Source organism: Dyadobacter sp. (assembly GCF_039919315.1).
Lineage (GTDB): Bacteria > Bacteroidota > Bacteroidia > Cytophagales > Spirosomataceae > Dyadobacter.
Map to the genome: position 1 here is coordinate 16,508 of NZ_JBDSFX010000102.1, position 15,167 is coordinate 31,674.

At 47.1% G+C, this 15,167-nt stretch carries 8 protein-coding genes; 5 read left to right on the forward strand and 3 right to left on the reverse strand.

Translation table 11 applies throughout. The features are described 5' to 3' along the window. Positions 1–51: 51 nt before the first annotated feature. Both ABIO93_RS29660 and ABIO93_RS29665 read left to right on the forward strand, forming a co-directional pair. Positions 52–2,532 carry a hypothetical protein gene (locus tag ABIO93_RS29660; protein ID WP_348073653.1) on the forward strand — a complete coding sequence of 827 codons (2,481 nt, stop codon included), beginning with the start codon at positions 52–54 and terminating at the stop codon, positions 2,530–2,532. 174 nt (positions 2,533–2,706) lie between these two features. Beyond that, positions 2,707–4,869 (forward strand): T9SS type A sorting domain-containing protein, encoded by a 2,163-nt coding sequence (locus ABIO93_RS29665; protein ID WP_348073654.1) that lies wholly within the window; start codon positions 2,707–2,709, stop codon positions 4,867–4,869. 43 nt (positions 4,870–4,912) lie between these two features. Here the strand turns inward: ABIO93_RS29665 and ABIO93_RS29670 are convergent, their stop codons facing one another. Further along, positions 4,913–5,203 carry a hypothetical protein gene (locus tag ABIO93_RS29670; RefSeq protein WP_348073655.1) on the reverse strand — a complete coding sequence of 97 codons (291 nt, stop codon included), beginning with the start codon at positions 5,201–5,203 and terminating at the stop codon, positions 4,913–4,915. A 251-nt stretch (positions 5,204–5,454) separates the two neighbouring features. On the opposite strand from ABIO93_RS29670, the gene ABIO93_RS29675 reads away from it, so the two are divergent. The 3 genes from ABIO93_RS29675 (at position 5,455) to ABIO93_RS29685 (ending at position 11,485) form a co-directional block, all read left to right on the forward strand. After that, entirely contained in the window at positions 5,455–5,769 is a 315-nt protein-coding gene (locus ABIO93_RS29675; protein ID WP_348073656.1) for a DUF6660 family protein, read from the forward strand. An 89-nt stretch (positions 5,770–5,858) separates the two neighbouring features. Continuing rightward, the gene (locus ABIO93_RS29680; protein ID WP_348073657.1) at positions 5,859–10,247 is read left to right on the forward strand and encodes a CusA/CzcA family heavy metal efflux RND transporter; all 4,389 of its coding nucleotides are present in this window, start codon (positions 5,859–5,861) and stop codon (positions 10,245–10,247) included. Between the two features lie 59 nt (positions 10,248–10,306). Beyond that, entirely contained in the window at positions 10,307–11,485 is a 1,179-nt protein-coding gene (locus ABIO93_RS29685; protein WP_348073658.1) for an efflux RND transporter periplasmic adaptor subunit, read from the forward strand. A gap of 15 nt (positions 11,486–11,500) precedes the next feature. Here the strand turns inward: ABIO93_RS29685 and ABIO93_RS29690 are convergent, their stop codons facing one another. Next, a complete protein-coding gene (locus ABIO93_RS29690; protein WP_348073659.1) occupies positions 11,501–12,679 on the reverse strand; it encodes an acyltransferase in 1,179 nt (392 codons plus the stop codon). A gap of 298 nt (positions 12,680–12,977) precedes the next feature. Beyond that, entirely contained in the window at positions 12,978–15,122 is a 2,145-nt protein-coding gene (locus ABIO93_RS29695; RefSeq protein WP_348073660.1) for a PQQ-binding-like beta-propeller repeat protein, read from the reverse strand. Positions 15,123–15,167 lie beyond the last annotated feature (45 nt).

Here is a 15,167-nt window from a genome sequence, read left to right on the forward strand (position 1 = left end):
TCATAATCAGAGGCTTAGCGTTATCATGCTCAGCTTTTAACCATTATTTTGATGAAAAAATACAATCTCGCTGCCAGTCTTGCCGGACTGCTGGTGCTAATGAGCCTTGACCTGAATGCCCAAAATAAAAGCAAACCTTCATACAGTGGTATATATCCGCATTTGGCGATGTATAATAATGAGGGAGAATGCGGCACCGGTGCTGTGGTTCCCTGGGCTGGCAAGCTCTGGGCCATTACTTACGCGCCGCATTTGCCGTTTGGCTCTTCGGACAAACTCTATGAGATCAGCACAGATTTAAAGCAAACCATCCGTCCCGAAAGCATTGGCGGTACGCCTGCCAACCGGATGATCCACGCCGAAAGTAAGCAGCTTTTCATAGGGCCTTATGCTATTGACAGTAAAGGTGCCGTCAGGGCGATATCCTACAAAACTATGCCTGGGAGGCATACCGGCAATGCCCGCCATTTGACAGACCCTGCGCACAAGATCCTTTACGGGACGATGGAAGAGGGTTTCTATGAAGTAGATGTCAATACATTGGCTGTGAATCAATTATATGAAGACGGAAATGTAAAAAACAACAAAAGTGATGGTGAGCAGCAGCCTTATCAGTATAATGCATTGCTACCCGGCACACATGGAAAAGGTTACTATTCCGGTCAGGGCGTGGCGGTTTATTCCAACAATGGTGAGCCGGGTAAACTCGCTGAAAAGCAGTTTGATATCGAGTCAGGCTCACTATCGGAATGGGACGGGAAAAACTGGAAAGTTGTGCGCCGCAACCAGTTCGTGGAAGTAACCGGCCCGGGTGGGATTAATGGCAACAAAAACCCGGAAACCGACCCGATTTGGGCCACAGGCTGGGATCATAAATCCGTATTACTCGGCGTGCGTGACAGCGGCAAATGGACATTTTTCAGGTTGCCCAAAGCCAGCCACAGCTATGACGGCGCCCACGGATGGAACACGGAATGGCCGCGGATCAGGGACATTGGCACGGCGCAACAGCCCGATTACCTGATGACGATGCACGGTATGTTCTGGACATTCCCAGGTGGTTTTTCTTCCAAAAATGCGGCAGGTATTCGTCCTCGTTCGGCCTATTTGAAGGTAATTGGGGATTTTACGCGTTGGAATGATCAGCTTGTTTTTGGCTGTGATGACTCTGCCCAGAGAGAATTTTTGAACAAAAGAAAAGCAAAAGGTAGTATCGAAGGCCCGGGACAGTCTAATTCAAATCTGTGGTTTACTTCCCTGAAACAGCCAGACCTGCTGGGTCCAAACACTGCCGAGGGAGCTGTATGGCTCAATGAAAACATCAAAGCCTCCGACTACTCCGAACCTTTCCTGTTTGGCGGCTGGGCAAACCGCACTGCCTGGATTCAAAACAATGGGGACGCCGAGGTTAGCTTTACTTTTGAGGTTGATAAAACCGGTCATGGTTCCTGGCGCCCATTGAAATCAATAAAAGTAGGCCCAAAAAGCGCAGTCAAAGCTGAGTTTGCCGCCAGCGATGCCGGTGAATGGATCAGGATCAAAGCGAATAAGGCAACCAATGCTTCGGCTCATTTCTCCTACATAGCGGATGAAAAACGCTCAACCTCTGCCGACCCGATTTTTGCCGGTTTGAGTCATGTGGGTACATCGAAGACTTTGGGAGGCTTGCTGTATGGGCTGGGTGACAACCGCCGTGCATTAGGCATTGCAGCGCAGGATTATTCCGGAGAAAAAGCTACTGAAACAGGTTATTACGAGCTGGATCAAAATATGAAACTGGTGCGCGGGGAAGATTCCAAAACGCAGTCGTTTATTAAATCCAAATTTGCTATCCCGCAAAAAGTCGTGACCGTGGACGAATCATCGGTACTGGTAGTGGACGACAAAGGGCGCCGCTGGCGGTTACCGCTTGGTAACGATCATTTCACCGGACTTACCAACGATGCAGCCCTGCGGATCTGCCGCGAAGTATCCACGGAGCGCGATCTATTCAATTGCCACGGTACATTTTACGAGCTTCCTGCTGAAAATGCGGATGGTTACGCTAAAATCAGGCCGATATCGTCTCATAATCTGCGTATCAACGATTACGCGTCATATCGTGGCCTGCTGGTAATGACGGGAATTGATGAAAACGTAAAGAAAAATAGCGCGCACATCATTGTTTCAGATGATCAAAAAGCCGCCGTCTGGGCGGGAGCCATTGATGATCTATGGAAACTGGGCAAACCTACTGGTCATGGCGGCCCCTGGAAAAACACCGCAGTGAATGCAGGAGAAGCGTCTGATCCGTACCTGATCGGTTTTTATGATAAAAAAACATTGAAGCTTTCACATAAGGCCACCAGCCCTGTTACTTTCACAATGGAAGTTGACCCGGTAGGTAATGGTCCCTGGATGACGTCGGAAAAAATAACTGTGGCGCCAGGACAAACGGCTGATTTTAATTTTCCAAAGGATTTTGCAGCCAGATGGATCCGGTTTAAAACCGATAAAAGCTGTGAAGCGACCACCTGGTTGGAATATAAATAACACCATTTTTTCAAAAAAATCGGGGTTACAACCTCTATTTATTCGTTTTGAAAAGTCCTTTAACTCAATATGATTTAAAGGACTTTTCTTTTATGATATGTATCGTGTACTTTTGCACCCGGTTAGCCACGAAGGCCTCCGATTCATTTGTTACTGTTGCGAATAGTTATTTTGATGTTTAAAAGCATTCACATTCTGCGGGTTTTTTGGTTGCTGGCCATATTGCACTTTTCTACTTTTTGCGTTTATTCACAAGTTCAGGTATCGTTTCCCTCTGAACGGGCCATCTTTCAACGGCAGACAAACGGAAGTGCTCAGGTTTCGATCAGCGGAAATTACACTGCTGAGACAGACAAAATAGAAGTTCGAGCATTGCCTATCAAGGCTGGGCAGGGAACAGATGTCGCCTGGACGACATTGGAGGACAAGCCCCGCGGAGGTGTTTTTAATGGCCAGCTGCAACTATCCGGCGGATGGTATACCCTTGAAGTACGCAGCTCACTGTCTGGAAAAGTGACAGGAACCGATAAGATTTCCAAAATGGGGGTAGGAGAGGTTTTTATCATTTCCGGCCAGTCCAATGCCCAGGGTGTAGATGCCCGAAAAGATTTCCCGCTTCCTCCCGGCGCCACCGATGACCGAGTAAACTACATTAACTATAACAACGAGTTCCAAAGCAGCCTGAATGATCCCCCACCAGCGGTTTTTGAGCAGTTGCAATTGCAGGATAGCATCCACGTGCTGGGCCCCAATGGTAATACAGCCTGGTGCTGGGGAATTCTGGGCGATCTTTTGACCAAAAAGCTGAATGTTCCGATTCTGTTTATCAACACAGCCTGGTCGGGTACCTCCATTCAAAACTGGCTTTTGAGCAGCCAGAACAAGCCTACTACCAGCGTTTATTCAGATACTTATCGCTTTCCTGAGCAAATGCCTTATGGAAATCTTCGGCTGGCCGTGCAGCATTATGCGATCCAATACGGCGCGCGTACTGTGCTGTGGATGTTGGGCGAGTCCGACAATTATCCGGTCAGAACGGGGTTTGATCAGTTCAGAACGGATCTGGAATCGGTGATTCAAAAGCTTGGAACCGATACTAATACAAAGCTTTCTTGGGTGATTTCAAAAACCTCGCGCATTACTGACGATACGGGTAATTCAGTGACAAGTCCGGCCATTATCAACGCACAAAACGCAGTCATCAAAGAGTTGGGTGAGATCACATTCAGCGGACCCGATACCGATGATTTGCCAATTACGAGGGTCGACGGAACACATTTTTACGGAGTGGAGGCACTTACTGTACTGGCCAATGCCTGGGATGATGTACTGTCAGAAAGCTTTTTGAAAGGCATCAAACCGATGATAAGCCAGCAAATCCCCAAGGTCCAGATCCAATGTGAGCCTGGCAATAATTCGGTGTCATTGTCACTGCCCGATCAGTATAGCAATTATGTATGGTCTGTCGAACAAAATGGCAATGTATCCGAGCAGCAGGGAAGGTCGCTGACTGTAACTTCTCCCGGCGTATATTCGGCCAAGTTGAAAGATGCGTTCGGTAACACGATCCGCACGCAGAAAATCGTGATCCAGTCTTCGATCAAACCAGCGACGCCTGGCATTATTCAAGCCGGAATGCAGCAAATTTGCGCAGATTCGTCTTTGACATTGAATGTGGCTGCGGGAACTGACAAATATCGGTGGTACAATGAGGGGAAAAATGATGCAATTCAAACGGGAAATGCTTTTACCGTAAAACAAACCGGAAGTTTCGTAGTCAGGAGTGAAAATGTTTTCGGCTGTATTTCCGACGATTCCTCGCCCGCCTCGATTATAGTTCAAAAGCCGGTTATCAGACCAATGATCTCCAAGATCGGCCCGTATGACATTGCATTGACCACAGACGGGACAGATCGGAATTCAAGTTTTATCTGGAAACGAGATCAGGAGACTTTAGCAGCAACAAAAGACACGATTCAAACGGATCGGCCCGGAGTATATTCAGCACGGGTAGCACAGACTTTCACAATTGAAGACAATTCACTCACCTGTTATTCGCCTGCTTCCGATGAATTGCTGATAGGCTCTGACCAGGTTGCAGACATCGTCATTTTTCCTAATCCTGTTTACGAAGGCGAAATTAGCATTGAGTCCAGAGAGGAAATTCAGCAGGCAGATATTTCAGTTTATGATTCCTTTGGAAGGACATTGATTCTTATCAAACAAAACCTGGGAAGACGGGTAAAGGTCCCGGTTCATCATTTAGGCCCTGGCCAATATATGATCAGAGTCAAAACGGCGACGATAGATGTGAAGAAGCATATTATAGTTAGATAAAGGCCGAGATTTCTGTTTAGGTGCGAGATATCGAGTCCATTAATCACTTCTTTTGCCGGATAGACTTGATAGTGATCCATCGAGCGTCGTTATAACCGGGTCGTTGATCTTCTTCATAACGTATCAGCACCTTGTTATTTTCCTTGTTGAAAGGCGCTGGAATATCCGCCCGATGCATCGTCGAATCAATGTATACAAACCAGCCGCCGCAATAACCACAAAATGTAAAATCCATATGGGCAATCACAGCTGTTTTCTCGGGGAGTTTTACTTCGTTTTTACATCCGACTAATAGAAGGCTTGCAGAGAGAAACGTATAGAATGATAATTTCATAGCCGAGTTTTTTTACAAAGACCATTTTTAAGCTAAAACGTTGGGAATCTTACTTTTTATTTAACATAAATCTGGAAAGGCGTTGCAATGGGCATTTCCAGACGGTAAAAAAGACAGTTTTTGACGTTAGCGACTATTTGTGACATCAAAACAGGTTTTCGATGACTCTGCTACCATCATTAAGACGATTTTTAAGGTGACCGCATTTTTGCCTACCTGTTGCACGTTTATTTGAACTAGCTTTGCGCAGTATGCGAATCATTCTGATCATATTGGCCTTTTACACCGTTGCATTGTCCTGCATTCCTTGTCAGGATCAGGCAGTAGAGGCTGCTTTTAGTGATCATGTGGTTGTGAACGCTAATGATCAGCAACAGGCTGCCGACATTGATTTGTGCTCTCCATTTTGTATCTGTACCTGCTGCTCGGCAATCACGCTGCAACAGGAAATAACCTCCCCATCCCTGTTGGCCAGTTTTCCGGTATTCGAAGATTTAATTTTTGCATACTCTTCCGAGACCATTAGCGGTGATTTAACATCTATCTGGCAACCGCCCAGGATTTAGTTTACCTGTATTTTCAAGATTTGGTTTACGGCTGCGTCCATTTTTACGGACCCGGCTGTGAGCTCATTCATAGCGTAAATTAAAATCTGATGTTAGATAAAATCATTTATTTTTCCATTCATAACAAACTGGTTGTCGGGATTTTCACACTTGCATTGACGATTTGCGGGATCTATTCGCTTACCCAGCTTCCGATTGATGCGGTCCCCGACATTACCAATAATCAGGTCCAGGTCATTACCACCAGCCCGTCGCTGGCCGCCCAGGAGGTAGAGCGGCTGGTCACATTTCCGGTGGAGACTGCCATGGCTACCATTCCCAACATTGAAGAGATCCGTTCGATTTCCAGGTTTGGATTGTCTGTTGTTACCATTGTTTTTAAAGATAAAGTGGACGTTTACTGGGCCCGGCAGCAGGTATCAGAGCGACTGAAGAGTGCAGTGGAGCAGATTCCCCCGGGCGTAGGCTCACCTGATCTGGCGCCCGTCACGACCGGCCTGGGCGAGATTTACCAATATGTACTGCACACCAAAGCGGGTTATGAGAAAAAGTATCCGCCTATGGAGCTCAGAAGTATTCAGGACTGGATTGTGCGTCGGCAGCTGCTGGGTACCGAAGGTGTTGCGGATGTGAGCAGCTTTGGAGGTTTTTTGAAGCAATGTGAAATTGCCATAGATCCTTTCAAGCTCAGGAGCTCGCAGATTTCGGTGAGCGAGATTTTTACCGCACTTGAACAAAATAATCAGAACACTGGCGGGGCCTACATTGACAAGAAACCCAATGCCTATTTTATCAGAAGTGAGGGCCTGATCGGCAGTTTAAAAGACATTGAAAAAATCCAGGTAAAGACCACTTCCGACGGGCTTCCGGTGCTGATCCGTGATATTGCCAATGTGCAGTTCGGTAGTGCTGTTCGTTACGGCGCGATGACGCGCAACGACGAAGGCGAAGTGGTTGGAGGACTTGTGCTGATGCTGAAAGGTGCGAATTCTTCGAAAGTAATCGGTAATGTAAAAGAGCGCATTGAGCAAATCCGCAAATCACTGCCAGAGGGCGTAGTCATAGAGCCGTTTCTGGACCGTACCAAGCTGGTCAACAACGCGATTCATACTGTTTCCAAAAACCTGATCGAAGGCGCATTGATCGTCATTTTTGTGCTGATTCTCCTGTTGGGCAACCTCAGGGCCGGGCTGGTGGTAGCCTCTGTTATTCCGCTCGCCATGTTATTTGCAGTGAGTATGATGCATTTATTTGGTGTGTCCGGGAATCTGATGAGTTTGGGCGCGATAGATTTTGGCCTGATTGTCGACGGGGCGGTTATCATTGTGGAGGCTACCTTGCATCATATCATGGGAAAGAAATATACGCATCGCCTCTCCCAGGAAGAAATGGACCGTGAGGTTTATGAATCAGCCTCAAAAATTCGGAATTCTGCAGCGTTCGGGGAAATTATCATTTTGATCGTTTATCTGCCAATTTTGGCGCTGGTCGGTATTGAGGGCAAAATGTTCAAACCCATGGCCCAGACCGTCAGTTTTGCCATTCTCGGTGCTTTTATCCTTTCATTAACCTATGTACCGATGGTTTCAGCATTGTTTCTCAGTAAGCAAAACGAGCACAAGGCCAATTTTTCCGACAAGATCATCGCCTTTTTTCACAGGCTTTACGTGCCCGCTCTGGGTTTTGCGCTTCGTCGCAGGATGATAGTCTTAACTTCTGCCTTTATGATTTTTGGCGTTACGCTCTGGATATTCCTGAACATGGGCGGTGAATTTATACCGCAGCTCGATGAAGGGGACTTCGCTGTTGAAATGCGTGTGCTGACGGGCAGTTCTTTATCTGAAACCGTAGATGCGGCTCAAAAAGCAGCGGGTTTGCTCAGAAAGAATTTCCCCGACGAGGTCGTTGAGGTTGTCGGCAAGATCGGCTCCTCGGAGATACCCACTGACCCGATGCCGGTGGAAGCTGGGGATCTAATGATCATTTTGAAAGAAAAATCAGTCTGGAAGAAAGCATCCGGCAGGGAAGAACTCGCTGAAAAAATGCGGGCTGTATTGTCCGAGTCGATAGCCGGGGTCACATTCGGATTCCAACAGCCCATTCAAATGCGGTTTAATGAGCTGATGACGGGTGTTAAGCAAGATGTGGCCATCAAAATTTTTGGAGAAGATTTAGAAGTACTAGCTCGTGAAGCCGGTAAGATTGGGAAACTGGTCGGAAAGGTTCAGGGAGCGCAAGATATTTATGTGGAGCAGGTCAGCGGCTTACCGCAAATTGTAGTCAATTTCGATCGGGACCGGCTGGCTACCTTTGGCATCAATATAGCTGATGCTAACAGGGCAATAAATACTGCCTTTGCAGGAAGCAGCGCAGGTCTTGTATTTGAAGGAGAAAAAAGATTCGACCTTGTCGTAAGGCTTAACAACGCAAGCCGTAGGACACTGGAAGATGTGAGCGCCCTGTTTGTCACATCACCCGCCGGCCACCAGGTACCGCTTTCTCAGATCGCTACCATCGAAATGAAAATTGGTGCTAACCAGATCCAGCGCGAAGATGCAAAGCGCAGAATTACAGTCGCTTTCAATGTGCGCGGCAGGGATGTGGAAAGTATGGTGAAAGAAATTCAGGGTAAAATAGAGAGCCAGATCGAGCTTCCAACGGGTTATTACACTACCTATGGAGGGCAATTTCAAAATTTACAGGAGGCCTCCGGGCGTCTGAGTATCGCTGTTCCGATCGCGCTCCTGCTGATTTTCATTCTGCTATATTTTACGTTCGGCTCGCTCCGGCAGAGTCTTTTGATTTTAACAGCCATCCCATTATCTGCCATAGGTGGTATTCTGGCATTATGGTTACGGAATATGCCTTTCAGTATTTCGGCAGGTATTGGGTTCATAGCACTTTTTGGTGTAGCTGTTCTGAATGGGATCGTACTGATCGCAGAGTTTAATTTTCTGCGCAAGGAAGGCGAGACTAATCTGCGAAAAGTGATTTTTCAAGGCACTGAGAGCAGGCTTCGGCCTGTGCTGATGACTGCACTGGTAGCCTCGCTGGGGTTTTTGCCCATGGCGCTTTCTTCAAGTGCGGGCGCAGAGGTGCAAAGGCCGCTTGCTACTGTGGTGATCGGCGGTCTGCTGTCGGCTACGCTGCTTACCCTGCTTGTTTTACCGGTTTTGTATTTGATTTTTGAAAAACGTTTTGCTACCAGAGTTACGATCAAACCATTGACATTACTGTTTATTGTTTTGGGAGGCGCTGCATTCACGCCGAATGTCCTGGGACAGACTACCGACACAACTATCCGCAAAATCTCCCTGGCGCAGGCCATTGAGGAGGGGATGGCCAAGAATCTGGAAGTCAAATCGGGTATTTACCAGGTCGATTATCAAAATGGGTTGGTGGGGACTGCAGTGGATCTTCCTAAAACAGAACTGTCATGGATGGGCGGTCAGTACAATAGCAAACGGTTTGATAATCAGGTTAATATATCTCAGCTACTGCCGCATCCCAAGGTAGGCGCCAGACGAAAGGAGCTGCTGACAGAGCAGGTAAAAGGTGCGCAAGCAAAAGCAGAAGTGACCAAAGCGGAACTGATCAGGCAGATCAAAAGCGTCTATTATAATTTGATCCTTGTCGGTCAAAAACAGGATTTGCTGGCGCAGGAAAGTGCGCGAATCGAACGTTTCGTAAAAGCCGCAGCATTGCGATTCAAAACCGGAGAGTCCAGTGAGTTGGGGTATTCGGTAGCCCAAAGCGAGCAGGGTGAGATACAAACACGTATTATTCAAAACCAGGGAGAAAAACGCAACCTGCAAAAGCAATTGCAGACATTGATTTTCAGCGCTGATCCGGTCGGGCCGGAAGTTGATACGTTGACAAGGCGCAGCCTGGCGGATATTGACCTTGATAGTACCAAAATGGCTGGTAATCCTTATTTACAATTTTTGAGTCAACAAATTGCCATCGACCGGAAAGCAACAGCCGCCCAGCGTACGAGCCTTTTGCCGGGTTTTAGTATTGGTTATTTCAACCAATCATTAATTGGCGCCCAGATCGTGGGTAGCAGCGAAGTTTTCTATGGTGCGCGAAAACGTTTTCAGGGATTTCAGTTTGGCGTAGGTATCCCGATTTTCAATGGAGCTAACAAAGCGCGAATCAAAGCATCTGAACTTAATGAAAAAATGGCTCAGAATCAGCTTGATCTGACCACATTGCAGCTGAACAGTTCCCTGCAACAGTCAGTACAAGCTTATCAAACTGCGGATCAGAGCCTGGTTCTGTACGAGCAGAAAACGCTGGTGCTGGCCAAGACCATTCGCGACCATGCTAACCGCGCTTTCGAGGCAGGCGAGATCGGCTATGTTGAATTCGCGCAGGCAATGACCCGCGCATGGAACATTGAATACAACTATCTGGACCTGCTTGATTCCTACAATCAGTCGGTGATCGAAATCGAGTTTCTGATCAATAAACAATAAGGTTCAGGGCTAACATTCAGTGAATAAATCATATGCAGGCATTTAAAGGCATTACAACTATGAAAAATATATTAGTCATTTTAGTGTTACTGGCCGGGCTTTCTTCCTGCAATCAAAAAGTAGAAAAACCCGAAACCAGCGAGTCAACGCCGAAAGAAGAAGAGCGGGAAAGCAATACCATCGAGCTGACCAAGGCGCAGTATGAAACAGCAGGAATCGAAACAGGCATGCTATCCACCCGTAATTTGAGTGAGGTGGTGCTTGCTAACGGAAGCATCGATATCCCGCCGCAAAACCTGGTCAGTATCTCGGCGCCAATGGGTGGTTTTGTCCGGAAAACGGAGCTGTTGCAGGGAATGAATGTGAAGAAAGGCCAGGTATTAGCAACCATTGAAAACCCGGATTTCATACAGATCCAGCAGGATTACCTGGAAACAGAAAGTAAGCTGGAATACGCGCAGCTGGAATTTGCGCGCCAAAGCGAGCTCAGTAAGGACAATGTCAATGCACAAAAAGTGCTGCAACAAGCGTCATCAGAAGTTAAAATTCAGAAAGCACGTTTGACCGGTTTGCGTGAAAGACTGAAAACGGCGGGTATTAACATGAATGCATTGGAAAAAGGTACCATAGTCAATAGCGCGGTCATTACTTCCCCGATCAGCGGATCAGTAACGACCGTGAATGTGAACCTGGGTAAATATGTCAACCCGACCGACGTGATGTTCGAGATTGTCGATACCGACCACTTGCACGTTGAACTTTCGGTTTTCGAGCAGGATATCCCTAAAATCAAACTGGGGCAGTTAGTGCGTTTTACGGTGAGCAATAATCCCGATAAAGAGCTATTGGCCGAAGTTTATCTGATCAATCAGAAAATCAATGAGGACCGGACGGTACGCGTCCATTGCCACCTGGCCAAGGATGACCCGGGACTGTTACCACAAAATTTCGTCAAAGCTATCATTGAAACGGGTGCTAATCCGGTCACCGCACTACCTGATCAGGCTATTGTCGATTTTGAGGGTAAATCCTACATTTTCGTGCAACAGGGCGGCACACAAAAAAATGAGCAAGCCGGGCTGTTGTTTATTATGCAGCAAGTCAGCCGCGGTGTATCCGAAAACGGGTTTTCACAAATTAAATTTCCGGACGGATTTGATGGTAGAAATGCAAAAATAGTGGTGAACGGAGCTTATGCGCTGCTATCTAAATTGAAGAATGCCGAAGAGGAGGAGTAGGGTTATAGCCTCACTCTAAATATACTTTGCGATTTTCATCGCAATCTCTTCGCGATACCCGATATAGTCCTTGGAGCCGCCTGGCTGTACCTGAAAACTGTTTTTTAATCTTCGGAAAGGAACTTCGAGCAGCAACCAGGATGATGTTGCAGTGGCCAGTAGCAAAGCCAAGCTGGCCACTACAAACCAGGCAGGAGACAGGACTATTTTCATGTGAAGTACCCGTCTTGAAAAACTGAGTAAGATCGGCATCAGAAAGTCGGGCACCAGCATATGGTACACATAGATCCCGTAGCTGATCTTCCCCAGCAGCCCAATGTATTTGTTTCCAAGTACTTTCCCCGCCACGGATTTAAAACCGTTTTTGAAACTGGCTGTGATAACAAGATAGAGTGACAGAACTGACATCGAAGTCCTGAATAAGAGTAGTTTGAAAATCGAATCCTGCCAATAAAAACAGAACAGGATAAACAGCGCAGCGCAGATTAGAGTTAGCAAACGAATTTGTCTGACAAATTTTTCAGCCTGATCCTTTTGAAGCAATACGACGCTCCATAAGGCACCCAGGCCGAAGGAGTCCAGGCAGGTAGGCATCAGTACACCGCTGCCGTGACCGAGCACTTCCAGGATCAACCTGGACAAAATACCTACCGCAATGCAGGCAATAATTACCTTTTTTAGATGCGTGGTGGCTATTTTCAGAATGATAATAGGCCAGAAAATATAGAATTGCTCTTCCACAGCGAGCGTCCAGTAGATCGATAGTACATCTGACCAGTTATTGAATTTGTCGATTAGAAAATTGGAGCAATAGGCCAGGTAATAGAGGGGGTACTCATAAAATTCTGTTTCAATAGGAGGCAGAAAATGCAGGTACTGCGCAATCCAGACAACTAAAATTACAAAATAGTAGACTGGGAAAATTCTGAGAATACGTCTGATCATAAAGGATCTGTAAATATGGGCAAACCCCTGAGTGGCTAAAAAGCCTCGTGCCTTCAATAAAATTCCAGTAATTAAAAAGCCGCTCAGAACAAAAAACAAGGTTACGCCGAATTGTCCGCTGCACAAGCTTTGGACAGGAAGATTCTCAGGAAACCAGTGGAATGCGATGACCAGACTGATCGCAAGCGCGCGCAGACCATCGAGTTGAGGAAAGTATCCAGAGGCCTTATTTGCTGATTGTTCACGCATAATATATCTGTTGAGCTGGGGTATACCAAAGCAAAAGGGTGTGTGAGAAAGATCAGAGAGAAATAAAATCATGAAGGCAGTTTCCAGGAAGGATCTGCGTGATTTTACTGATGTAATACGTGCGGCTTCTAAATCAAAGATATTGATTGGACGCGGCAATGCAATAGAAAATACCGAATTGTGGCAATTATTCAGTATAATTTATATATATTCTATAAATTGTATTTCTTTTTGTAGTGCGTCTGTTTTGCGGGAAGGTCAGAAAAGGGCGCAAAAGAAACTTTTGACCAGCAGATCACTAAGGCAGCTTAAAAGCCATAATGAAGCCGGAAGGATTTTCTTTGGTACCGCCTACTGACAGGGCGATGTACTGCTTACCCCCACTGGTATACGTACAGGCGGTCGCGTTGGCCACGCCCGGCAGATCGGTTTTCCAGAGTAACTTACCCGTTTTTTTGTCGAACGCGCGGAGCTTTTTGTCATTGGTACCGCTGATGAATATCAGTCCTCCTGCGGTGACGATCGGTCCCGCAGAACCTTCCTGACCTGTTTCGGGGCCATCTTTGACTTGTCGTTTATCATCATTTCCAAGCGGAATCTGCCAGTCGTATTCTCCTGTTGTAAGATTGACTGCGCTTAATGTTCCCCAGGGTGGAGTCAGCGCAGGGTTGCCGTCCGGGTCTCGGAAATGGCCGTAGGCGGTTAGGTTCAGGTATTTGTCGGCGCCAGCTTTGGTTTTGCCGGTTTCAAATTTGGTAACTGCACTGGTACTTTGCTGCTCGCGCTCATAGAGAAATGCGATGATGGCTTTCTCCTTGCCCTTTACGACACTGGCAAAGGCAGGCATTTTTCCCGCCCCTTTTTTGATCTTGTCCAAAGCAGCTTCCCGCGTCATCCGGTTGCGCAATCCGATCAGCGAAGGATACGTGGGCTCATCACCATTTTTATCTTTACCATGGCAAGCCACGCAATAGGTCATGTAGATGGATTTGCCTTGCTGGAAAACAGACATATTCTTCGATTCCTGATCCAGATCCACCTTTTTCATGGATTCGATCTCCGGCGATTCATTGGATTTGACATATAGTACACTGCTCGTAGGATCAAACGCTGCGCCTCCCCATTCAGCACCGCCACGTGAGCCGGGCAGCATTAATGTTGCCTTCAAATCTGGCGGTGTAAAAAGACCTTCATAACGCATGGAGCGGTATTTTTTAACAAGTGAATCGTGGCCGGCGTCGGTATAACGGGTCAGATCCGCCTCGGACATGTATTGTCTGGCAAAAGGCTTAGGTTTCGATGGAAATGGCTGAGTAGGCCATGCTTCTTCACCTGGAATGTTGGAAGCGGGTACTTTGCGTTCTTCGATCGGGAAAAGTGGCTCGCCGGTTTCGCGGTTGAAGACAAAAATAAATCCATGCTTGGAAACCTGCGCGACTGCGTCCAATGGCTTACCATTCCTTTCCACCGTGACCAGGTTAGGAGGGGCGGGCAGGTCATAATCCCAAAGGTCGTGGTGCACCGTCTGAAAATGCCAGACGTATTTGCCGGTGGCCGCATCCAATGCTACCACGCTGTTTCCATAAAGATTTTTGCCTTTACGGTCGGCTCCGTAATAATCGTAAGTAGGGGAGCCTGTCGCCAGAAATACCATACCGCGCTTGCTATCCACACTCATTCCACCCCAATCATTGGCGCCGCCTGCATATTTGTAAGCATCTTTCGGCCAGGTCTCATAGCCTGGTTCTCCCGGCAAAGGAATGGTATGGAATGTCCAGACGAGTTTGCCAGTGATGCAATGATATGCCCGAATGTAACCGGGCTGCGCGCCATATAATTCGGATACTTCCGCGCCCATGATTAACAGATCTTTGAAAATAATCCCGGGCGAGGTCGGGATCACCGAAATGTTTGCGGGATCGTCCCTTAACCCCACATTCATGCTGACTTTACCTTCTTTGCCAAAACCGGGAATCGGTTTTCCTGTTTGGATATTCAATGCAAACAGGTTATCTCCACCCGTCACCAAGATCCGTTTGTTTGAGGCAGTATTGCCCTCACCTTCTTCCCAGTAAGTCAATCCTCGGCTTACTCCACCACCTTCCGCGCCATCAAAAGGATCGAATGACCAAATCTGCTCACCGGTACCGGCATTCACGGCATATACCCAATGCTTGGCTGAGGTGGCATACATTACGCCGTCGACGATGATGGGATTGCACTCGCTACTGCCCGGTCGGGAACCTTCTTTCATGTCTTTCAATGCAAAAGTCCAGGCTGGCTGCAACTGTGCTACATTGGAGGTATTAATCTGGTCGAGAGGCGAATAGCTTGTGCTGTGGGAGTCTGCTTTGTAAACGCTCCACGTACGGTCTTCCTCTTTGCTGTTTTGATAAGCGACCAGCGCAATAAAGGAAATGAGGGTGATCAGGGTTTTTTTCATGCCAGTCTTAAAAGGCACATACGGCTCCATTTTACTATTTTTCTA